Raw genomic sequence first — 21,749 nt, 5'->3', positions numbered from 1 at the left:
GTACGCAGAACCCGCGGAACGCAGAACCCGCGGAACGCAGAACCCGCGGAACGCAGAACCCGCGGAACGCAGAACCCGCGGAACGCAGAACCCGCGGAACGCAGAACCCGCGGAACGCGGGACCCGGGGGACCCGGGGGACGCGGGACCCGGGGGACCCGGGACCCGGGGGACCCGGGGGACGCGGGACGCGGGACGCGGGGGACGCGGGACGCGGGGCGCGGACGGCTGTGGAAGCCGACGCATGACCCCAGGGGGCGGGCCTGCCCCCGCGGCAGACCGGGTGCCGGCGTCTTTCGAGGCACCGACAGTGGACGGGAGCGCGGACGGGAGGCGCGCACCGCCGACGGAGCCCCGTCGCGCCCGACGCCGGGGACCGGGCGCCGGCCGGGGCCGAGACATCCACGACGGGCGCGCGTCCGGCGAGCCGGGGCCGGGCCGGCCGCCGGCCGTCCGTGCCGCCTCGAGCGGCCCGGCTCACCCCGGCCGGGCGGGGGGGCCGGCACGCGCGGTGGCGGACAGGCGGGCACCCGGGGCGGAAGCACCCTCCGCCCCGGGGCAGCCGCGGTCAGAGGCCTCCCCGGCCCGGAGCGCCCGCTTCGGCGGCCCCGGGCCTGGGGCGCCTCACCGCACCCCGGCTGCGGTCAGGGGGCCAGATCCGGTACGGGTGTCCTGCGCCGCCCCACCTGGGTCCGCACCGCCCCCATGCTCGCCGCGATCACCAGCGCGATGGCGAGGGCCTCGGCCGCGGACATCGACTGGTGGAGGACCAGGAAGCCCGCCGTCGCGGCGAGGGCCGGTTCCAGGCTCATCAGGATCGCGAAGGTGGAGGCGGGCAGGCGGCGCAGGGCGAGCAGTTCGAGGGTGTACGGCAGCACGGAGGAGAGCATCGCGACCCCCGCGCCCAGCCCGAACGTCACCGGATCGGCGAGCTTCGCCCCGGACTCGGCGATCCCCAGCGGCAGGAACAGCAGCGCCCCGACCGCCATGGCCAGGGCCAGCCCGTCGGCCTGCGGGAAGCGGCGGCCCGTGCGGGCGCTGAAGACGATGTACGCCGCCCACATCGCCCCGGCGCCCAGGGCGAAGGCGACCCCGACGGGGTCCAGGCCGCTGAAGCCCCCGCCGCCGAGGAGGAAGACCCCGGCGAGGGCGAGAGCGGCCCAGACGACGTTGATCGCGCGGCGGGAGGCCAGGACGGACAGGGCGAGCGGACCGAGGACTTCCAGGGTGACGGCGGTACCCAGCGGGATGCGGGCGATCGACTGGTAGAAGAGCCCGTTCATCGCGGCCATGGCGATGCCGAAGACGACGACCGTGGCCCAGTCGGCCCGCGAGTGCCCGCGCAGCCGCGGGCGGCAGACCAGCAGCAGCACGACCGCGGCCACGAACAGGCGCAGGGACACGACGCCGAGCGCGCCGGCCCGGGGCATCAGGGTGACCGCCAGGGCACCGCCGAACTGCACTGACACACCGCCGGCGAGGACCAGGCCGACGGGCCCGAGGGACCCGCCGCGACGGGGGGTGCCGGCCGGCGCGGAGACGGCCGGGGCCGGTGCCGACGACGACGGGCTGGCGGGACGGGGCATGGTCACGGGCGGTCCAGGGAGCGGCTCGGAGTGTGTGGCGACGCTTGTCCATCAAGATGTACTACCGAGTCCATGGTAATGGACCCGGTCAGGCGTGTGAAGCCTCCACGCCACTGTCCCACACGCCCCGGAGTCGGCCATGGCTCCCCCACGACACACCAGCGGGCGCCCGCCCGCCGCCCGGAAGGCGTGAGCGGAGGGCACCCTCGGGCCGTGGCCGCACCCCGCGCCCGCCCCGCACCGGGCCGTGACCGCACCCGGCGCCGCGTCCGCGCCCGCAGACCGGCCACCCCAGCGCCCGACGTGCCGCGTCCGCCGCCGCACGCCCGGGACGGCCCCCGCCTGCGCCTCAGCGCCCCTCCTCGCCCCGGGTGTCGAGGCCGTCCGCCAGGACCTCCGCCAGGTGCCGTCCCCTTACGCCCGCCAGCTGCTCCAGCTGGGTACGGCAGGAGAAGCCGTCCGCCAGGACCACCGCCCCGTCCGGGGCCTGCCCGACCGACGGCAGGAGCTGTTCCTCCGCGCACGCCGTCGACACCTCCCAGTGGCCCTTCGTGAAGCCGAAGTCGCCGGCCAGGCCGCAGCAGCCGCCGGACAGGTCGCCGGTCAGGCCCGCCGCCGCGCGCAGCCTGCGGTCGGCCGCGTCGCCGAGAACCGCGTGCTGGTGGCAGTGGGTCTGGCCGGCGACCGGGCGGTCCAGGCGGGGCGGCGTCCAGCCGGGCGCGTGCCGCTCCAGGGTCTCGGCGAGGGTGAGCACGCGGCCGGCCAGGCGCCGGGCGCGCGGGTCGCCGGGCAGCAGCTCCGGCAGGTCGGCGCGGAGCGCGGCGGCGCAGCTCGGCTCCAGGACGACGACCGGCACGTCCGTCTCCAGCACCGGCTCCATCAGGTCCAGGGTGCGGCGCAGCACCGCGCGGGCGCGGTCGAGCTGCCCCGTCGAGACGTACGTCAGGCCGCAGCAGACCCGGCCGCGGCCCTTGAGCAGCGCCACCGGGTTCAGCAGCGCCGACCTGCCGTCGCCCACCGGGGGCCGGCGCAGGCGCAGGCCCGGCGGCAGCGCCACCCGCAGCCCGGCGGCCTCCAGCACGCGGACGGCCGCCCGGCCCACCGACGGCGAGAAGTGCTCGGTGAAGGTGTCCGGCCAGAGGACGACCAGCGCGCCGGCGCCGCCCACGCCCCGCTGCCGCCGTCGCCGCCACCACCGGCTGAACGGCTCCGCGGCCAGCCGCGGGACGTCCCGTTCGGGCGTGATGCCGCCCAGCCGCTTGGCCAGGGCCGCCAGCGGACGCACCGACGCGAGCGCGTTCACCGGCGCGGCGGCGCGCGTGCGGGCCGTCCACCGCAGCCACACCGGCAGCAGGCCCAGGGAGTAGTGCGCGGCGGGGCGCCGCCGTCCGGCGTAGTGGTGGTGCAGGAACTCCGCCTTGTACGTGCCCATGTCCACCCCGACCGGGCAGTCCGACCGGCATCCCTTGCACGACAGGCACAGGTCGAGCGCGTCCCGCACCTCCGTGGACCGCCAGCCGCCGGTCACCAGCTCGCCCGCGAGCATCTCGTGCAGCAGCCGCGCCCGCCCGCGCGTGGAGTGCTCCTCCTCGCCGGTCGCCCGGAACGAGGGGCACATGACCTCCGCGCCCGTCGCCGCGGCGGTCCGGCACTTGGCGACGCCGACGCACCGGCGCACCGCCGCGGCGAAGTCCCCGCCGTCGGCCGGGTAGCCGAAGGCCACGTCCACGGGGCGGCGCGGCAGCACCGCGAAGCGCAGGTTCGCGTCCAGCGGCGCCGGGCGGACCAGCATCCCCGGGTTGAGCAGGTCGTCCGGGTCCCACACGGCCTTCACCCGTTCGAACAGGGCGACCGTCTCCGCGCCGTACATCACCGGCAGCAGCTCGGCGCGGGCCTGCCCGTCCCCGTGCTCGCCGGACAGCGAGCCGCCGTGCGCGACGACCAGCTCCGCCAGCTCCCGCGAGAACCGCCGGAAGCGGCCGACGCCCGCCTCGGTCAGCAGGTCGAAGTCGATGCGGACGTGGACGCAGCCGTCGCCGAAGTGCCCGTACGGGGTGCCGCGCAGACCATGGGCGGCCAGCAGCGCCCGGAAGTCCCGCAGGTAGGCGCCCAGCCGCGCCGGGGGCACCGCGCAGTCCTCCCAGCCCGGCCAGGCCTCGGTGCCGTCGGGCATCCGTGTGGCCGCACCGCTCGCGTCCTCCCGGACACGCCACAGCGCCCGCTGCCCGGCCGGGTCCGTCACCACCAGGGCGTCGACGACGTCGGCGGACCGCACCACCGCCTCGGCGCGGGCGCGGGCCTCCGCCTCCGTCGCGCCGCCGGTCTCGACGAACAGCCAGGCGCCGCCGCGGGGCAGGCCCGTGGCGGACGGCACCAGGTCCCGCGCCATCCCCTCCATCGTCAGCGGCCCCCGCCCGTCCGCGGCCGCGCCCGTGCGGCGGGGCCCCCCGGGCAGCAGCCCGGCGGCGGCCTCGGCGGCCGCGCTCTCGTCGGGGTGTCCCAGCACGGCCAGGGCCCGCGCGCGGGGCACCTCGACCAGGCCGACGACCGCCTCGGTCAGCACGCCCAGCGTGCCCTCCGAGCCGCAGAAGGAGCGGGCCACGTCGGCGCCCCGCTCGGGCAGCAGGGCGTCCAGGGCGTACCCGGAGATCCGGCGGGGCAGTTGCGGGAACCCCGTCCGCAGGCGCGCCGTCTCGCCCTCGGCCAGCGCGCGCAGCCCGTCCGGCGCCCCGGCCCAGCCCGGCCCGGGCCGCAGCCGCTCACCCCGGGCGGTGAGCACCGACAGCTCCCGCACGCTGTCCGCGGTCGTCCCCCAGGCCACCGAGTGGGAGCCGCAGGAGTTGTTGCCGATCATGCCGCCGAGCGTGCACCGGCCGTGGGTGGAGGGGTCCGGCCCGAAGCCCAGGCCGTGCGGGGCGGCGGCCTCCTGCAGCCGGTCGAGGACCAGGCCGGGCTGGACGACGGCGGTCCGCGTCCCGGGGTCGAGCTCCAGCACCCGGTTCATGTGCCGGGTGAAGTCCAGCACGAGGCCCGTCCCCGTCGCCTGGCCCGCGATCGACGTCCCCCCGCCCCGCGCCACCACCGGCACCCCGCGCGCCCGGGCGACCTCCAGCACGGCCGCCACGTCGTCGGCGTCCCGCGGCGCCACGACGCCCAGCGGGACACGCCGGTAGTTGGACGCGTCCATCGTGACCAGTGCCCGGTCCGTGACCCCGAAGGCGACCTCGCCCCGGACGACTCCCCGCAGTTCCGCCTCGAGACCCGCGCGATCCGTCATGCGTCCAGGATGCACACCGGCGCCGGCCCCGCCCGGGGACGCCGTCGACGTCGTAGGTCAGCACAAGGCCGGCCGGTGGAGGACTCGTCTCATCCGACGGACACGTTTCCGTCCGGTTTCGCCGAAGAGATACCCTCCGGCTCGTGGCTGAGATCCAGATTCCTGCTGACATCAAGCCCGCGGACGGTCGTTTCGGCGCGGGTCCCTCCAAGGTCCGGGTGGAGGCGCTGGACGCGCTGGCCGCCACCGGGACGTCCCTCCTGGGCACCTCCCACCGCCAGGCCCCGGTCAAGAACCTGGTCGGCAGGGTCCGCGAGGGCATCCGCGAGCTGTTCCAGCTCCCCGACGGCTACGAGGTGATCCTCGGCAACGGCGGCTCGACCGCGTTCTGGGACATCGCGACGCACGGCCTGATCGAGAACAAGTCGCAGCACCTCACCTTCGGCGAGTTCTCCTCCAAGTTCGCGAAGGCCGCCAAGCTCGCCCCCTGGCTCGCCGAGCCGACCGTCATCTCCGCCGACCCGGGCACGCACCCGCAGGCGGCGGCCGAGCAGGGCGTGGACGTCTACGCCTTCACGCACAACGAGACCTCGACCGGTGTCGCCATGCCCGTCCGGCGCGTGGCCGGCGCCGACGAGGGCGCGCTGGTCCTGGTCGACGCCACCTCCGGCGCCGGCGGCCTGCCGGTCGACATCGCCGAGACCGACGTGTACTACTTCGCCCCGCAGAAGTCCTTCGCCTCCGACGGCGGCCTGTGGATCGGCGTGTTCTCCCCGGCCGCGATCGAGCGGGCCGAGCGGATCCACGCCGGCGGGCGCCACGTCCCGGAGTTCTTCTCGCTGCCCACGGCGATCGACAACTCCCGCAAGAACCAGACGTACAACACCCCGGCCCTCGCCACCCTGTTCCTGCTGAACGAGCAGCTGGAGTGGCTCAACGGCCAGGGCGGCCTGGACTGGGCGGTGCGCCGCACCGCCACCTCCGCCCGCACCCTGTACGGCTGGGCCGAGGACGTGAAGTACGCGAACCCGTTCGTCGCCGACCCGGCCAAGCGCTCGCAGGTCATCGGCACGATCGACTTCTCCGACGACGTGGACGCCGCCGCGGTCGCCAAGGTGCTGCGCGCCAACGGCGTCGTCGACACCGAGCCCTACCGCAAGCTCGGCCGCAACCAGCTCCGCGTCGCGATGTTCCCGGCGATCGACCCGGCGGACGTCGAGGCGCTGACGAAGTGCGTCGACTACGTGATCGAGAAGCTCTGACCGTCCGGTACGGCACGAAGGGGCGCCCGGTGGCCACCGGGCGCCCCTTCGCCGTTGCGGGTGCCTTGTTGCCGCCCGGCGCCCCCGGCGGCACCACCGCCCCCGCCCGGCGCCCCCGACGGCACCCGCTCGGCGTCCCCGGCGGCACCACCGCACCCGCTCGGCGCCCCCGACGGCACCACCGCCCCCGCCCGGCGCCCCCGACGGCACCCGCTCGGCGTCCCCGACGGCGCCCGGCGCGCCAGGCGGCATCACCGCCGCCGCCTGGCGCCCCCGGCGGCACCATCGCCCCCGCTCGGCGTCCCCGACGCGGCATCACCGCCCCCGCTCGGCGTCTCCGGCAGCATCACCGCCGTCCGCCCGGCGCCCGCCCCCGACGGCACCCGCTCGGCGTCCCCGACGGCATCACCGCCGCCGCCCGGCGTCCCCGACGGCACCCGCCCAGCGTCCCCGACGGCACCACCGCCACCGCTCGGCGTCCCCGACGCGGCATCACCACGCCGGCGCGCGGCCGGCATCCCCGGCGGCACCACCACCGCCCGGCGCCGCGTCACCACGCCGGCGCGCGGCCGGCATCCCCGGCGGCACCACCACCGCCCGGCGCCGCGTCACCACGCCGGTGGTGACGAACAGCCGGCGATCCGGCCGGCGGTGAGGCACGGTCCGCGGTGCCGCGCCGGACGCCCGGCCTCCACGCGGGACAGGGGGCGGAAACGGCTGTCCCCGTACCCGTCCCGCGCCCCAGCAGGCGTCTCGGAGGGCATCACGCGACGTTACCTGCGGGCGCTCCGGCATCCACGTGCCGCGCGCGGCCCGGGGGCGGCCGGCGCCCCGCTCATCGCCGGCGCAGCAGGCGCCGCAGTCCGAACAGGGCGGCCACCGCGACCACCACGACGACACCGGTCTTCGTCCCGCCGCTCAGGCCGGCGCCCGAGCCGCCCGGGGTCGTCCCTCCCCCCGCGGACGGCGTCTTCGACCCGCCGCCGGCGCCCGGCGCGTCCTGCGCCTGCACGGGGCTGCCGGCGCCCTCGCTGCCGAACAGCAGCTTCCTGCCGTCGGCGCTGTAGGTGACCGACTCGCCCTGTCCCTGCAGGGGCACGTTCAGCCGCCCCTCGCGCTCGAGGTGGCCGCCGTTCCAGGCGTAGGCGATGCCGCCGAAGTAGCCGCGCACGGCGAACTGCCGCCCGTCGGGGGAGAACGCGGCGTCGGTGGCCCACAGGTCGACGGCCGCGACCGGCTCGAAGACGTTGGTCCCGGAGGCGGAGAGCCGGGCGGGCCCCTGGTACAGGTGGCCGCCGTCCTCCTTCTTGTCGACGATGTAGACCCGCCCCGTCTTCGGGTGCACCGCCAGGGACTCGGCGTCCCGCGGGCCGTCCGCGTACTTCACGACGTACTGCGTCGCCCGGACGGTCTGGTCCCTGAGCTGCTTCGGCTCGGGCAGCCGGTAGATCCACACGTGCGGCCACCGGCCGCCGAAGTTGTCGCCGATGTCGCCGACGTAGATCTGGCCGCCCGGCCCGATGGAGACCGCCTCGACGTCGCGGGGCGTGCCGACACCGGTGAGCGTGACGGTGGCGACCGTCCGGCCCGTCCGGCCGTCCACGGCGTACAGGTACGGCCCGTCGTCGCTGTCGTTGTGCGTCCAGTACACGCCGGGGTGCAGGCGGGAGGCCGCCAGGCCGCTGGACTCCGTGATCCTCGGGTCCCTGATCGTGAACCCGTCGTCGCCGCCGGCGGCGGTGGCGGGCGCGGCGCAGGCGGCCACGAGGAGGGCCCCGGCGAGGAGGGCGTACGGTCGGCGCATGGGCCAAGCCTGCCATCCCGCGCGGCCGGCTTCCGGCGCGTCCCCCGGAAGGACGCGGCCGGGGCGTGGTGGGCCTCACACCCCACCCGCGCTCTTGATCGTCCATCATGAGCGCATGCTCAGGTTCATGCCCGTCGGCGACTCCATGACGATCGGGAGCGCGGGCGAGCACACCTGGCGCCACCGGCTGTGGCAGCACCTGCGCGACACGTACCACCGCCCGTTCACCTTCGTCGGCCCGCGCGAGACGCTGTACGACAAGGCGACGGACGCGCCGACGTCCCACGCGTACGCCGACCCCGGCTTCCCCCGCGCCCACCTGGCCGGCTGGGGCGAGGGCTGGGTGCACATGACCCCGCTGATCGGCGAGGCGGTGCGCGAGCACCGGGCGGACGTGCTGCTGGTCTCCCTGGGCCTGATCGACCTGGGCTTCTACACCGACGCCGACCAGACGGCGCAGAACGTGCGGCGCTTCGTGGCCGCGGCCCGGGAGGCGAACCCGCGCGTCCGCATCGCCGTGCTGCCGGTGATGCCGAACGTGCGCGTCGCGGAGGACCCGCCCTTCGCCGCCCAGGTGAGCCGCTTCAACGAACTGCTGGCCAAGGCGCTGGCGGACCTGGACACCCCGCGCTCGCCGCTGCTGCCGGTCACCCCGCCCGCCTCGTACGACATGCGCCTGGACACCTACGACGGCACCCACCCGAACGCGCGCGGCGAACACAAACTGGCGGCGGCCTTCGCCGGCGCCCTGTGGGAGGCGTGGGGGCTGGGCGGGGGGTACGAGAGCTGAGGCGAGGCGGCTCGTCCGCCGGGCCCCTCCACGGCGCCGCCGGATGTGCTCCCGTGGCCGGCGCCCCGCACCGGCCCCCCTTGCCTGGCCTTGCCTGGAGCGCACTCCAGGACGTTGGCTGGGGAACCATGAAGTACACGCAGCTCGGACGCACAGGACTCAGGGTCGGCCGACTGGTCCTCGGGACCATGAACTTCGGCCCGCAGACCGACGAGGCGGACAGCCACGCGATCATGGACGCGGCGCTGGACGCGGGCATCAACTTCTTCGACACCGCCAACGTCTACGGCTGGGGCGAGAACAAGGGCCGCACCGAGACGATCATCGGCAACTGGTTCGCCAAGGGCGGTGACCGGCGCGACAAGGTCGTCCTGGCCACCAAGGTGTACGGGAACATGGGCCCGGACAGCTCCCGGGTCTGGCCCAACCACGACAAGCTGTCCGCCCTGAACATCCGGCGGGCCGTCGAGGCCAGCCTCAAGCGGCTGCAGACCGACTACATCGACCTCTACCAGTTCCACCACGTCGACCGGGACACGCCGTTCGAGGAGATCTGGCAGGCCGTCGACGTCCTCGTCCAGCAGGGGAAGATCCTCTATGCCGGCTCGTCCAACTTCCCCGGCTACAAGATCGCCCAGGCCAACGAGCTCGCCGCCCGCCGGCACGGCACCATCGGGCTCGTCAGCGAGCAGTGCCTGTACAACCTCGCCGAGCGCCGGGCCGAGATGGAGGTCATCCCGGCCGCCCGGGAGTACGGCCTCGGGGTCATCCCCTGGTCGCCCCTGCAGGGCGGTCTGCTCGGCGGTGTGATCAGGAAGGAGGTCGCGGGCGGGCGCCGCGCCTCCGGCCGGGCCGCCGACGCGCTGGCCGACCCCGCCGTACGGGCGAAGGTCCAGGCGTACGAGGACCTGCTCGACAAGCACGGCCTGGAGCCGGGTGAGGTGGCGCTGGCCTGGCTGCTGACCCGGCCCGGTGTGACCGGCCCGATCGTCGGACCGCGGACCGCCGAGCAGCTCGAGTCCGCACTGCGGGCCGTCGAGCTGGAGCTGCCGGAGGAGGTGCTGACCGGACTCGACGAGATCTTCCCGGGTCCGGGCCCGTCCCCGGAGGCCTTCGCCTGGTAGCGCCTCGTACGGCGCGCCGCCGTCGCCGGGTCCCGCCTGCCGGGGCCCGGCTCACCGGGGGGGGACGGCCCGAGGCGGGAGACGGGATCCGAGGCGGAGGCGGGATTCGAGGCGGGGCGCGGGATCCGAGGCAGGAGGCGGGATCCGAGGCGGGGCGCGGGATCCGAGGCGTGAGGCGGAGCCCGAGGCGTCCGGCCGGGCGGGCGGCGCCCCGGTCAGGACGGGGCGGCCGTACCGCGTGCCGGCGCCCCGGTCAGGGCGCGGCGGCCCCGCCGTGTGCCGTCACTTGCCGAGCGCGGCCGCCACGGCGACGACGACGAACATCAGCACGAGCACACAGGCCATGATCCGGTTGCGGGTCTTCGGGTCCACGTACCGAGACTAACCGGCCGCGCCGAGCGGCCAGCGGGCGAGTGGTTCGTAACGGGGCTGTGCGCCGCGGACGCCGGACGTCGGCAGGTGGCTGCGGACCAGCACCACCTCGTCGACCGTCCACGTCCGGCTGCCGAAGGCGCCGAGGAGTTCGACGTGGGCGCGCACGTCCCGCGCGCCCCGGCTGCGCGCCACGGTCAGGTGGGCCTTGTAGCGGCGGTGCTCCTCCATCGGCACACCGGCCCTGCGCCCCGCCGCGTGCGAGCGCTCGGCCAGCAGCCGCAGGGTGTGCAGGTCCCCGTCGGCGCCCGCCCACAGCGCCCGGCCGCCGCCGAACTGCCCGCCGCCGCGCAGGGCCAGCGGGAAGGGCTCGGTGCGGCGGGCGGCGCGTTCCAGCCGCTCCGACAGGTCCGGCACGACGTCCTCGTCCACCTCGCCGTAGAAGGCCAGCGTGAAGTGCCAGCCGGGGTGCCCGGTCCAGCGCAGTCCCTCGCCGCCCGGCAGGCTCCTCAGCCCGGCGACCTCGTGCGCGAGGGCCTCGATGACGTCCCGCGGGGGCAGGACGGCGGCGAACAGTCGCATCGGATCACCTCGTCCGGCGCCGGACCCCTCGTCGTCAGGCCGAGGGTTCCGGCGCCTGTCAGGAACAGCACGGCCCTTGTCCAGGACATTCCCGCACCGACCCGGCGCCCACCGCGACGGGCCCTCCGCGGGCCCGCACGCGGGACCACCGTCGGGGCGGCGAACTGTCACGGGTGCGCCGTCACGGGGCCGTCGCGGGTCCGCCGCCGCGTGAGGCCGGCGGAGTGGCCGCGGCCGGCCCGGTTCAGGCCGCCGTCGCCAGCCGGTCGGGGCGCTCGCGGGGCACGAAGCGGACCGCCGGGCGGCCGCCGTTCCAGCCGACCGACAGGCGCAGCCCGCCGGACCGGGCCAGGAGCAGGCCGACGGTGACGGCCGCGACCGCCGAGACGGCACCGCCGAGGACGAAGCCGATCCGCGGGCCGTAGGCGTCCGTGACCCAGCCGACGACCGGCGCGCCCAGCGGTGTGCCGCCCATGAAGACCATCATGAACAGCGCCATCACCCGGCCGCGCATGGCGGGGTCGGTGCCCATCTGCACCGCCGTGTTGGCCGTGACGTTCACCGTCAGGCCGGCGATCCCGATGGGGACCATCAGCAGCGCGAACGGCCAGTACGACGGCGCCAGCGCGGCCACGATCTCCAGCGTGCCGAAGGCCGCGGCGGCGGCGATCAGCACGCGCGGCCGGGCCGTGCCGCGGCGGGCGGCGAGCAGCGCGCCGACCAGGGAGCCGACGGCCATCAGGGTGTTGAAGAGGCTGTAGGCGCCGGCACCGGAGTGGAAGACGTCGTCGGCGTAGGCCGACAGCCACACCGGGAAGTTGAACCCGAAGGTGCCGATGAACCCGACGAGCACGATCGGCCAGATCAGCTCGGGCCGGCCGGCGACGTAGCGCAGGCCCTCCCGCAGCTGTCCCTTGCCGCGCGGGGCTCGCTCGACGACGTGCAGTTCCCGGGCGCGCATCAGCAGCAGGCCGCCGATCGGGGCGACGAAGGACAGGCCGTTGAAGAGGAACGCCCAGCCCGTGCCGACGCCAGTGATCATCACGCCCGCGACGGCGGGGCCGACCAGCCGGGCCGACTGGAAGTTGGCGGAGTTCAGGCTGACCGCGTTCCCCAGCTGCTCCGGGCCGACCATCTCGGAGACGAAGGACTGGCGGGCCGGGTTGTCGACGACCGTGGCGAGTCCGACGGCGAAGGCGGCGACGTAGACGTGCCAGACCTGGACGTGCCCGGTGAGGGTCAGCGCGGCCAGGGCCAGGCCGGTGAGCGCCATGGCCGACTGCGTGACGAGCAGCGCGGGCCGCTTCGGCAGCCGGTCGACGAGGACGCCGCCGTAGAGCCCGAACAGCAGCATCGGCAGGAACTGCAGCGCCGTGGTGATGCCCACGGCGGCCGACGAGCCGGTGAGGCTGAGCACGAGCCAGTCCTGGGCGATGCGCTGCATCCAGGTGCCGGTGTTGGAGACCACCTGGCCGATGAAGAACAGGCGGTAGTTCCGGATCCTCAGTGAGCTGAACATCGAGGTCTTGACCGGGGCGGCCGCGGCGGCGGCCGGTGCGGCGGAGTCGCCGGCCGGGCGGGAGCCGGCGCCGGCGGCGGACGCGGGGCGGCCGTCGGAGGGGGCGTCGGGGGCGGGCGGGGAATCGTGGGTGGTCGGTGCGGGGGCGGAAGCTGCTCCGGATCCCGAACTCAAAAGGGTTCGCCTCCTCGTGCGACGTGCTTACAGGTGCGCGAGCTTCTCCAGCACGGGGGCGGCGGCGCGCAGCCTCGCCCACTCGTCCTCGTCGAGTCCCTCGGCCAGACCGGCCAGGAAGGCGTTCCGCTTGCGGCGGCTCTCCTCGAGCATGGCCTCGGCCTGCTCCGTCTGCGTGACGACCTTCTGGCGCCGGTCCTCGGGGTGCGGCTCCAGGCGGACCAGCCCCTTGGCCTCCAGCAGCGCCACGATGCGGGTCATCGACGGCGGCTGGACGTGCTCCTTGCGGGCGAGCTCGCCCGGCGTGGCGCTGCCGCATCTGGACAGCGTGCCCAGCACCGACATCTCGGTGGGGCTCAGCGACTCGTCGACGCGCTGGTGCTTCAGCCGACGGGACAGCCGCATCACGGCGGATCGCAGGGCGTTCACGGCGGCGGCGTCGTCGCCACGGGTAAGGTCCGGCATGTCTTTAGCCTAACTCATTACTCTCGCTAAAGACCACCGGAGACGTCCGCATACCACCGTGACCCTGGCCACTGCTGCCCCGCGTCACTCATACGGGTGATCCAAGGCCGGAACAGGACACGCCCCGCGGAAGGGCCCCGCGACCCTCGTGTCCCATGGGGACCAGCGTGCTCAGCCTGCGCATGGATCGCGAGCTGCTCGAACGGCTGCGGCACCACGCCGCGAAAAGAGGAATGAGCGTCCAGGACTATGTCGTCCGGACGCTCATTCGGGATGACTTCGACGAGCGGTTCCAGGCCGCCGTCGAGGAGACGGAGAGGTTCTACGGCGTCCCGTGACGCCGTGGGGGCCGGGCCGGCCGGACGGGCGGGCGGGGAGCCCGCCGGGCCGGGACCGGCGCCCGGTCAGGCCAGGCCGAGGGCCGGCATCAGGTAGTAGAAGGCGAAGACCGCCGACACCACGTACATCGCCACCGGGACCTCGCGGCCGCGGCCGGCGGCCAGGCGCAGCACGGTGAAGGTGATGAAGCCCATGCCGATGCCGTTGGTGATCGAGTAGGTGAACGGCATCATCACCATGGTCACGAAGGCCGGGATGGCGATCGTGAAGTCGGCCCAGTCGATGTCCCTGACCGAGCCGGCCAGGATCAGGAAGCCGACGGCGAGCAGGGCCGGGGTGGCCGCCTGGGACGGGACCATCGTGGCGACGGGCGTCAGGAACAGCGCCACGGCGAACAGCGCGCCGGTGATCACGTTCGCGAAGCCGGTGCGGGCGCCTTCGCCGACGCCGGCCGTGGACTCCACGAAGCAGGTGGTCGCGGAGGAGGAGCTGGCGCCGCCCGCGGCGACCGCGATGCCGTCGATGAACAGCACCTTGCTCATGCCGGGCATCTGGCCCTGGGCGTCCGTGAGCTTGGCCTCGTCGCTGATGGCCATGATCGTGCCCATCGCGTCGAAGAAGCACGACAGCAGCACGGTGAAGACGAACAGGACGCCGGTCAGCACGCCGACCTTGTCGAAACCGCCGAACAGGCTGACCTTGCCGATCAGGCCGAAGTCGGGCACGGAGACCGGGTTGCCGGGCCACTTCGGGGTGGTCAGGCCCCAGGAGGGGATCGTGGCGACGGCGTTGATGACCATCGCGACGACGGTCATGGCGACGATCGAGATCAGGATCGCGCCGGGCACCTTGCGCACGATCAGCGCGAGGGTGAGCAGCGCGCCCAGCACGAAGACGAGGACCGGCCAGCCGTCGAGGTGGCCGGTGGCGCCCAGCTGGAGCGGGACGGTGGTCTGCGCGACGTCCGGGATGCGGCTGACGAAGCCGGAGTCGACCAGGCCGATCAGCATGATGAACAGGCCGATCCCGATGGCGATGCCCTTGCGCAGGCCGAGCGGCACGGCGTTCATGACGCGCTCGCGCAGGCCGGTGGCGACGAGCAGCATCACGACGAAGCCGGCCAGGACGACCATGCCCATGGCGTCCGGCCACGACATGCGGGGCGCGAGCTGGAGGGCGACGACCGTGTTGACGCCGAGGCCGGCGGCCAGCGCGATGGGGACGTTGCCGATGACGCCCATGAGCAGCGTGCTGAACGCGGCGGTCAGGGCGGTGGCCGTGACCAGCTGGCCGTTGTCGAGCTGATGGCCGTACATGTCCTTCGCGCTGCCGAGGATGATCGGGTTCAGCACGACGATGTAGGCCATCGCGAAGAAGGTGGCGAAGCCGCCGCGGATCTCCCGGGACAGCGTGCTGCCCCGTTCGGAGATCTTGAAATAGCGGTCGAGGGCGCCGTAGGCGGGTGGCGTTCCCGGCTGCTGAGGGGCGGTGGCCTTGGCGGTGGCCGAGGTGGACATGCGGGTGACCTCAGGGGTGCGGTGGGTACGGGGTACCGGGGCGGGGAAAGTGATCGAGTCTCGCCGCTTCCCGCTCACCTGTCAGGTTCCCCCCGGTCCTGTTGGTGATTCGTACGAATGGAAGTAGCCAGACTCGAACCGTTTCAGTATGAACATATGAAACCGAAAATTGCCATCTCCGCGCGTAGATTTCCTACCGCCGGCGGCCGTGTCCCAGGGGCCGGTGACCGCCGACAGCGCCGGCCACGGGCCGTAAGCTGAGGGCCATGGCGAAGTGGACCCCCAAGCACGAGGCGCCGGAGCCCCTGGAGGGCCCCGTGGTCGCCACCATCACCGGCGGCACCATCGTGTGGTTCGTCCTCTTCCTGCTGCAGCTGCCCTTCTACGGCTGGTTCGACGACCACGGCCACACGTGGTGGGTGTGGACCTGCCTCGCGGGCGGCGGGCTGGGCCTGATCGGCATCTGGTACGTCCGCCGGCGGGACGCGGCGATCCGGCGCGCGGCGGCCGAGGAACCGGCGCCGACCGCGCAGCCGACACCCACCGAGTAGGCACTGGGCAGGGCCGGGCAGGCAGGCACCGGGCAGCCGCAGAAGCGGTCGCCGGGCTGCCGGGGCGGCGGACCGCCTCCGGCGCCGCCTCCCGAGGCCCGCGTCCGCCGCCTCCCGCGTCCGACGCCCGCGTCCGACGCCTCCCGCCGCCCGGCTCCCGGCTTCCCTGCGCGTGCGGGCTCCCTCGGCACGTACCGTCGAATGCATGACGCACAGCGACGCGGGTGCCGGGCTGGAACGCCCGCCCCCCGCGCCCGTCGCGCCGGGGGCCACCGGGCTCACCGCCGCCGAGGTCGCGGAGCGGATCGCACGGGGGGAGGTCAACGACGTCCCGGTGCGCAGCAGCCGCACCGTCGGCGCGATCGTCCGCGCGAACGTCCTCACCCGCTTCAACGCGATCATCGGCGTGCTCTGGCTGGTCACGCTGGTCGTGGCCCCCATCCAGGACAGCCTCTTCGGCTTCGTCATCGTCGCCAACACGGGCATCGGCATCGTCCAGGAGTGGCGGGCGAAGCGGACCCTCGACGCGCTCGCCGTGATCGGCGACGTCCGCCCCACCGTCCGGCGCGACGGCACGGCTCTGGAGGTCGGCACCTCCGAGATCGTGCTCGGCGACCTGCTGGAGGCCGGCCCCGGCGACAAGGTCGTCGTCGACGGCGTCTGCGCGGAGGCCGACGGGCTGGAGGTCGACGAGTCGCTGCTGACCGGGGAGGCCGACCCCGTCCCCAAACGGCCCGGGGACCCGGTGCTGTCCGGCAGCTTCGTGGTCGCCGGCGGTGGCGCCTACCGGGCCACCAAGGTCGGCCGCGAGGCCTACGCCGCCCAGCTCGCCGAGGAGGCGTCCCGCTTCACCCTCGTGCGCTCCGAGCTGCGCACCGGCATCTCCACCATCCTCAAGTACGTGACCTGGATGATGGTCCCGACCGCGGTCGGCCTGATCGTCAGCCAGCTCGTGCTGACGCGGTACGGGCTGAGGGACTCCGTCGCCCGCACCGTCGGCGGCATCGTGCCCATGGTCCCCGAGGGGCTCGTGCTGCTCACCTCCGTCGCCTTCGCCGTCGGCGTCATCCGGCTCGGCCGCAGGCAGTGCCTCGTCCAGGAGCTGCCCGCGATCGAGGGCCTGGCCCGCGTCGACACCGTCTGCCTCGACAAGACCGGCACCCTCACCGAGGGCGGCATGAGGGTCACCGGGGTCACCACCCTGAACGGGCAGGACGACGGCTGCGTGCGCACGGTGCTCGGCGCGCTCGGCGAGTCCGACCCGCACCCGAACGACTCGCTGCGGGCGATCGTCGACGCCTTCCCGGACACCGGGGAGTGGCGCTGCGTGGAGTCGCTGCCCTTCTCCTCGGCCCGCCGGTACAGCGGCGCCACCTTCAGCGAGGGCGGCGGCCGGACCAGTACGTGGGTCCTCGGCGCCCCGGACGTGCTGCTGCCGGCCGGCGCGCCGGCGCTCGCCGAGACCGGGCGGCTCAACGAGCAGGGGCTGCGGGTGCTGCTGCTCGCCCGCACCGGCCGCGACCTGGACGACCCGGACCCCGCGCGGTCCGCGGAGCCCGCCGCGCTGGTGGTGCTGGAGCAGCGGCTGCGGCCCGACGCGTCCGAGACCCTGCGCTACTTCGCCGAGCAGCGGGTGCGCGCCAAGGTCATCTCCGGCGACAACGCCGTGTCCGTCGGCGCGGTGGCCGCCAAGGCCGGCCTCGACGGCGCCGCGGTCGACGCCCGCCGGCTGCCCGAGGACGAGCGGGAGCTGGGACGGGCCCTCGACGAGGGGACGGTGTTCGGGCGGGTCACCCCGCGGCAGAAGCGGGTCATGGTGGGCGCCCTGCAGTCGCGCGGGCACACGGTCGCCATGACCGGCGACGGCGTGAACGACGTCCTCGCCCTGAAGGACGCCGACATCGGCGTCGCCATGGGGTCCGGCTCGGAGGCCACCCGGGCCGTCGCGCAGATCGTGCTGCTGGACAACAGCTTCGCCACGCTGCCGTCGGTCGTCGCCGAGGGCCGCCGGGTCATCGGCAACATCACCCGCGTCGCGACCCTGTTCCTGGTGAAGACGGTCTACTCGGTGCTGCTGGCGCTGCTGGTGACGTGCTGGCGGGTGGAGTACCCGTTCCTGCCCCGCCACCTGACCCTGCTGTCCACCCTCACCATCGGCGTCCCGGCCTTCTTCCTGGCCCTCGCCCCGAACCGGGAGCGGGCCCGCCCGCACTTCGTACGGCGCGTGATGCGCTACGCCGTGCCGGGCGGCGTGGTGGCCGCGGCGGCGACCTTCGCCGCCTACCTGACCGCCCGCCACCACTACACCGGCCCCGGCTCCCTGGAAGCCGAGACCAGCGTCGCCACGCTGACGCTCTTCCTGGTCTCGATGGCGGTGCTGGCGATCGTCGCCCGTCCCTACACCTGGTGGCGCGTGGTGCTGGTGGCGGCGATGGGCGGCGCGTTCCTGGTGGTGCTGGCGGTGCCGGCGCTCCAGGACTTCTTCGCCCTGAAGCTGGTCGGCACGACGATGCCGTGGATCGCGGTGGGCATCGCCGCGGTGGCGGCGGCCGCCCTGGAACTGCTGTGGAGATGGGTCGCCCGCCGCTTCCCCACCTAGGCCCCGGCCGGACGGGACGGGGGTCCGCCCCGCTCCGACGGCCGCCGCACCGCCCGGAGCGGTCCTGCCCGGCAGGCCGCCGCGCCTCTGGAGCACCCCACCGAGGGGGCCGCCGCGCGGCCTTTCAGCGGCTACGCCCTCGAACGCCGGCACGCCACCCGGTGCGGCCGGTGCGCGGCCCCGCCGGCCGGGCAGGGCGGAGCCGAGCAGGGCGGCGAGCCTGCGGCGGTGCTCCGGACGCCGGTACGGCGGTGCTCCGGGCGCGGGGACGGCGACGATCCGGGCGCGGTGGTGCTGCGGTCGGGGTGCACCGCTGCTCCCGCGCGGCGGCGCTCCGGGCGCGTCCGCGCCGGGGCGCCGGCGCGGGCGCGGCGGGCCGTGGGGCTCAGTCGAACCAGCGGTCCCGGGCCAGTTCCTCCGTCCGCGACGGATCCTCCAGGAGCGCCGCGACCTCGAAGCGGCGCGGCCACTGACCGGCCGCCCAGGCGAGCCCGGCGGCCACGCCCTCCAGCGTCGCCGCGTGCAGCACCCCGTCGGAGGTGACGCGCCAGTCCAGTTCGACCCCGTCGACGACCAGTTCCTCGTGCTCGACGTACGTCGCGGGCGTCCCCGGCCCGAGCAGCACCCGTACGGACTCCGGCACGTCGTGCTCGGTGCCCTCGGAGTCCACCCGCCCGGTGACGGACTCGCTCAGCCTGCGCACCTGGAACAGCTCGGCCAGCTCCGCGGCCCGCGACGGCCGGACCGGAAGCAGCGGGACGCCCTCCGTGAACGGCAGCAGGTCCGGCGAGTCGACGACGACGGCCCCGGCCGCGTCCACGACCTCCACCCGCCCGTCCACCACGGCCCGCAGCTCGTCCGGCAGGGTCACCTGCTCGGGGTCCAGCTCGGCGAGCGCCCCGTACAGCGCGTGCAGCTGGGCCGCCGTGACCGGGCGGCCGGGGTCGGCGAGCCGGTCGAGCAGCTCGGCGGCGCCGCCGGGCTCGTCGAGCAGCGCCCGGACGCTGGTGCGCACGCCCAGCGCCCGCAGCACCTGCTCGTCGTCGAAGCCGGTCGCGTCGGCCTCGTCGTACAGGCCCCGCAGCAGCGGGTCCCCGCCGGCGGCGCGCAGACCGGCCGGGCGGCGCCCGCCGAGCACCGGGTGCCCGCGCAGCCACCACGCGGTGTACGGCCGTACGACCTCGTGGGTGCCGTCCGGCAGCAGGATCCGCACCGGCTGGGTGAGCGCGTCCCGCAGCGGCGGCCGGGCGAGCAGGGCGAGCGCCTCGGGCCACTGGTCGTCGTCGACGAGGTCCAGGTCGCGCACGGCGACGATCTCGGTGGCGACCGGCGGCACGGGGGTCTCCGGGAACCGGTCTAGGACGTCCTCGCACCACACGTCGACCGCGTCCAGCAGGCCCGGGTCGTCCGGCTCGGGGAAGTCGGCCTCGCGGGGCTCCAGTTCGTCCGGGTCGAGGACCACGTCGGTGGCCCGCACCAGGGCGAAGTCCACCAGCACACCGCAGGCGGCCAGCGGCTGCTCGCCCCACTTGCGGGCCAGGTCGGCGTCCACGGCGGCGAGTTCGCCCTCGCGCATGACCCGGGCGAACGGGCCGCCGGGGAAGACCAGTTCGCCCGCCGGGGCGAGTTCGCCGTCCTCGTCGGGCAGGGCGAGCGCGCCCAGCCACGGCTCGTCGCCGGGCTCCAGGCCGGCGTCCCGCACCAGCGCGAGCACGGTGTCGGCGAGTTCCTCGGCGTCCGGGACGTCCTCGTCCCACGCGCCGCTGTCCTCGTCCAGGGAGGCGGCGACCGCGGCCCGCACCTGGGGCGTGGTGAGCACGGCGCGCGGCGTCGCGGGCAGCGCGCCCAGCTTCTCCAGCACCGGGTGGACGGCGTCGGGGTGGGCCACCTTCAAGCCGAGCCGGACCAGCACGTCCGGGTCGATGCGGGCGGTGTCCGGGGCGGGCAGCAGCACCTGCCGGGGCCCGATGGCCGTCCTGACTCCCCCGGTGCCGGACGTCCGGGCGGTGTCTCCGGCCAGCGGCACCGGCAGCCCGGTCAGCCGGTCGGGGTCGACGCCCGCGAGGCTCTCGTACAGCCGCCGCCACCAGTCCGGGTCCTTCTCCAGCCCGGCCAGCCGGTCGATCGCGTCGGTGAGCGGGACCCGGGCCACGCCCAGGGTCCGCAGCTCCGCGCGCCGTTCGAGCCCGGCGGGCAGCAGGGTCGGCAGCACCTCCGCCAGGACCCGCACGGTGTCGGCGCCGGCGCCCTCCACCACCTCCGCGTCGCGCGGGCGCAGGGACTCGGACAGGTCGGTGTCGTCCTCCCCCGGCGGCACGGCGGGCGGCAGGAAGGACGTCCGCGGCAGCCGCCGCAGGATCTCCTGCCGCAGCGCGCCGTCGAGTTCGCCCTTGCCGAGCGGGCCGGGCACGAGGCCGATGATCCCCTCGGTCACCGGCCGCCACCCGGCGAGGAGTTCGGCGTAGGCGTCCGCCGCGCGCTGCACCAGGAAGTCGGTCAGCGGGCCGGGCGCGGCGTGGCGGCGGGTGCTGTCGAGGGGGAAGGACGCGATCAGCAGCGCGGGCACGCCCAGCGGCTCGTCGCTCGGGGTGGGCGCGTGCACGACAGGGCTGGTGCGGGGCCTCGACGGGCTGCCGTCGGCGTCGACGGGGACGGCCCAGGTGACCGACCAGTGGGGGCGCAGCCGCTCCTCGACCGGGCGGTCGGCGAGCAGTTCGGGCGTGAGCGGGCCGTGCGCGGACGCGGTGCGCCAGCGGGTGGTGCCGTCGCGGGTGTCCTCCACGATCGTGACGGCGCCCTCGGTGCGGCGGCTCAGGGTGCGCGGTGCGGCGGTGCCGACCTCGACGACGACCTCCTCCAGCCCCGGCAGGGCGAGGAGCAGGGCGTCGTCGACGGCGTTCAGCAGGCGCTCGGCGAGGTCGGCGGCGGCCGCGTCGCGCAGGGGCAGGATGACGACCGTGTCGTAGGGGCCGGGGGCGGTGCCCTCGGCGGCGAAGGGCAGGCGCAGCAGCGGCACGTGCCCGTCGCGGCGGCGGATCTCGTCCCCGAGGCCGGGGCTGTGCCGGGCCACGTCCTCGGCCAGGTCACGGGCCTCGGCGAGGGACCAGCGCACTCCGCCGTGCCGGCCGACGACCGCCGGCTCGTCGGTGACGGCGAGGACGGCCGCGAACCCGACGCCGAAGCGCCCGACCGACGGGGTGTCCCGCTTGGCGGACGCACGCAGCGTGGACAGCGACTCCACGCCGGAGGCGTCGAGGGGGGCACCGGTGTTCGCCGCGAGCAGGACGCCGTCGCGCAGGGTGAGCCGGAGCCGGCCCGCCTGGCCGGCGCGGGCGGCGGCGTCGGCGGCGTTCTGCGCCAGCTCGACGACCAGCCGGTCGCGGTAGCCGCCGAGGACCAGGTCCTCCTCGGCGTTGGCGTCCTCACGGAACCGGGCCGGGCTGGTGGCCCAGGCGTCCAGCACGCCACGCCGCAGACGCGCGGTCGCAAAGGGGTCCGCACCCTCATGGGCCGGCCGCACCAACATGCTCACGTTCACTCTCCTCATCGGCGTGAGGTCGAAGGTACCGCCCCAGCGGACTCGGGCCCCCACGGTCCCGGACCGCTCGGCGGCCCGGCCGGAGCCGAGCCGGACCGCGCCGTGCCGGACGGCCCGGGCGGCGGCCGGTCAAGTACCCCGAAAAGGCGGGCAGGCGCCCACCACCGGACGGCCACGACCCCGCGCACCCCGCCCCGGAACGCCGACGGCCCACGCAGCGACCGCTCAAACACCCCGAAAAGGCCGAGCAG

Annotated in this window: 14 protein-coding genes; 6 read left to right on the top strand and 8 right to left on the bottom strand. The window is 75.4% G+C overall.

The features are described from left to right. Nucleotides 1–643 precede the first annotated feature (643 nt). Together ABZ920_RS08690 and ABZ920_RS08685 are read right to left on the bottom strand one after the other, a co-directional pair. Nucleotides 644–1,585 carry an EamA family transporter gene (locus ABZ920_RS08690; RefSeq protein ID WP_361500445.1) on the bottom strand — a complete coding sequence of 314 codons (942 nt, stop codon included), beginning with the start codon at nucleotides 1,583–1,585 and terminating at the stop codon, nucleotides 644–646. Nucleotides 1,586–1,934: 349 nt separating this feature from the next. Beyond that, nucleotides 1,935–4,862, bottom strand: coding sequence for an FAD-binding and (Fe-S)-binding domain-containing protein (locus tag ABZ920_RS08685; protein WP_361500307.1), 2,928 nt, complete (start codon nucleotides 4,860–4,862; stop codon nucleotides 1,935–1,937). Between the two features lie 143 nt (nucleotides 4,863–5,005). On the opposite strand from ABZ920_RS08685, the gene serC reads away from it, so the two are divergent. Beyond that, nucleotides 5,006–6,124: a phosphoserine transaminase gene (gene serC / locus ABZ920_RS08680; RefSeq protein WP_361500304.1), complete on the top strand. Its 1,119-nt coding sequence runs from the start codon at nucleotides 5,006–5,008 to the stop codon at nucleotides 6,122–6,124. Nucleotides 6,125–6,959: 835 nt separating this feature from the next. On the opposite strand, the gene ABZ920_RS08675 is transcribed toward serC, so the two are convergent. Beyond that, nucleotides 6,960–7,928, bottom strand: coding sequence for a WD40 repeat domain-containing protein (locus tag ABZ920_RS08675; protein ID WP_361500301.1), 969 nt, complete (start codon nucleotides 7,926–7,928; stop codon nucleotides 6,960–6,962). A 115-nt stretch (nucleotides 7,929–8,043) separates the two neighbouring features. Here ABZ920_RS08675 and ABZ920_RS08670 point away from each other — a divergent pair, with 115 nt between their 5' ends. Next, the gene (locus tag ABZ920_RS08670; protein WP_361500298.1) at nucleotides 8,044–8,718 is read left to right on the top strand and encodes a GDSL-type esterase/lipase family protein; all 675 of its coding nucleotides are present in this window, start codon (nucleotides 8,044–8,046) and stop codon (nucleotides 8,716–8,718) included. Nucleotides 8,719–8,846: 128 nt separating this feature from the next. Beyond that, entirely contained in the window at nucleotides 8,847–9,842 is a 996-nt protein-coding gene (locus ABZ920_RS08665; RefSeq protein ID WP_361500295.1) for an aldo/keto reductase, read from the top strand. A gap of 381 nt (nucleotides 9,843–10,223) precedes the next feature. Here the strand turns inward: ABZ920_RS08665 and thpR are convergent, their stop codons facing one another. From thpR to ABZ920_RS08650, 3 genes are all read right to left on the bottom strand, one after another. Continuing rightward, nucleotides 10,224–10,796, bottom strand: a complete 573-nt coding sequence (gene thpR / locus ABZ920_RS08660) for an RNA 2',3'-cyclic phosphodiesterase (RefSeq protein WP_361500292.1) — start codon at nucleotides 10,794–10,796, stop codon at nucleotides 10,224–10,226. 244 nt (nucleotides 10,797–11,040) lie between these two features. Then, nucleotides 11,041–12,489 carry an MFS transporter gene (locus ABZ920_RS08655; RefSeq protein ID WP_361500290.1) on the bottom strand — a complete coding sequence of 483 codons (1,449 nt, stop codon included), beginning with the start codon at nucleotides 12,487–12,489 and terminating at the stop codon, nucleotides 11,041–11,043. A 27-nt stretch (nucleotides 12,490–12,516) separates the two neighbouring features. After that, nucleotides 12,517–12,954 carry a MarR family transcriptional regulator gene (locus ABZ920_RS08650; RefSeq protein ID WP_361500287.1) on the bottom strand — a complete coding sequence of 146 codons (438 nt, stop codon included), beginning with the start codon at nucleotides 12,952–12,954 and terminating at the stop codon, nucleotides 12,517–12,519. Nucleotides 12,955–13,109: 155 nt separating this feature from the next. Here ABZ920_RS08650 and ABZ920_RS08645 point away from each other — a divergent pair, with 155 nt between their 5' ends. Beyond that, entirely contained in the window at nucleotides 13,110–13,292 is a 183-nt protein-coding gene (locus ABZ920_RS08645) for a ribbon-helix-helix protein, CopG family (RefSeq protein ID WP_361500284.1), read from the top strand. A 66-nt stretch (nucleotides 13,293–13,358) separates the two neighbouring features. Here the strand turns inward: ABZ920_RS08645 and ABZ920_RS08640 are convergent, their stop codons facing one another. Then, nucleotides 13,359–14,810 carry an NCS2 family permease gene (locus tag ABZ920_RS08640; protein WP_361500282.1) on the bottom strand — a complete coding sequence of 484 codons (1,452 nt, stop codon included), beginning with the start codon at nucleotides 14,808–14,810 and terminating at the stop codon, nucleotides 13,359–13,361. 266 nt (nucleotides 14,811–15,076) lie between these two features. Here ABZ920_RS08640 and ABZ920_RS08635 point away from each other — a divergent pair, with 266 nt between their 5' ends. Together ABZ920_RS08635 and ABZ920_RS08630 are read left to right on the top strand one after the other, a co-directional pair. Then, nucleotides 15,077–15,361 (top strand): DUF2530 domain-containing protein, encoded by a 285-nt coding sequence (locus ABZ920_RS08635; RefSeq protein WP_361500279.1) that lies wholly within the window; start codon nucleotides 15,077–15,079, stop codon nucleotides 15,359–15,361. A gap of 205 nt (nucleotides 15,362–15,566) precedes the next feature. After that, entirely contained in the window at nucleotides 15,567–17,960 is a 2,394-nt protein-coding gene (locus ABZ920_RS08630) for an HAD-IC family P-type ATPase (protein WP_361500277.1), read from the top strand. A 385-nt stretch (nucleotides 17,961–18,345) separates the two neighbouring features. Here ABZ920_RS08630 and ABZ920_RS08625 read toward each other — a convergent pair whose 3' ends face one another. Then, nucleotides 18,346–21,492, bottom strand: a complete 3,147-nt coding sequence (locus ABZ920_RS08625) for a molecular chaperone Hsp90 (RefSeq protein WP_361500274.1) — start codon at nucleotides 21,490–21,492, stop codon at nucleotides 18,346–18,348. Between the last annotated feature and the right edge of the window lie 257 nt (nucleotides 21,493–21,749).

The organism is Streptomyces sp. NPDC046831, assembly GCF_040645305.1.
In the GTDB taxonomy this organism is placed as follows: Bacteria; Actinomycetota; Actinomycetes; order Streptomycetales; family Streptomycetaceae; genus Streptomyces.
This window is presented reverse-complemented; position numbering and strand designations above follow the sequence as displayed.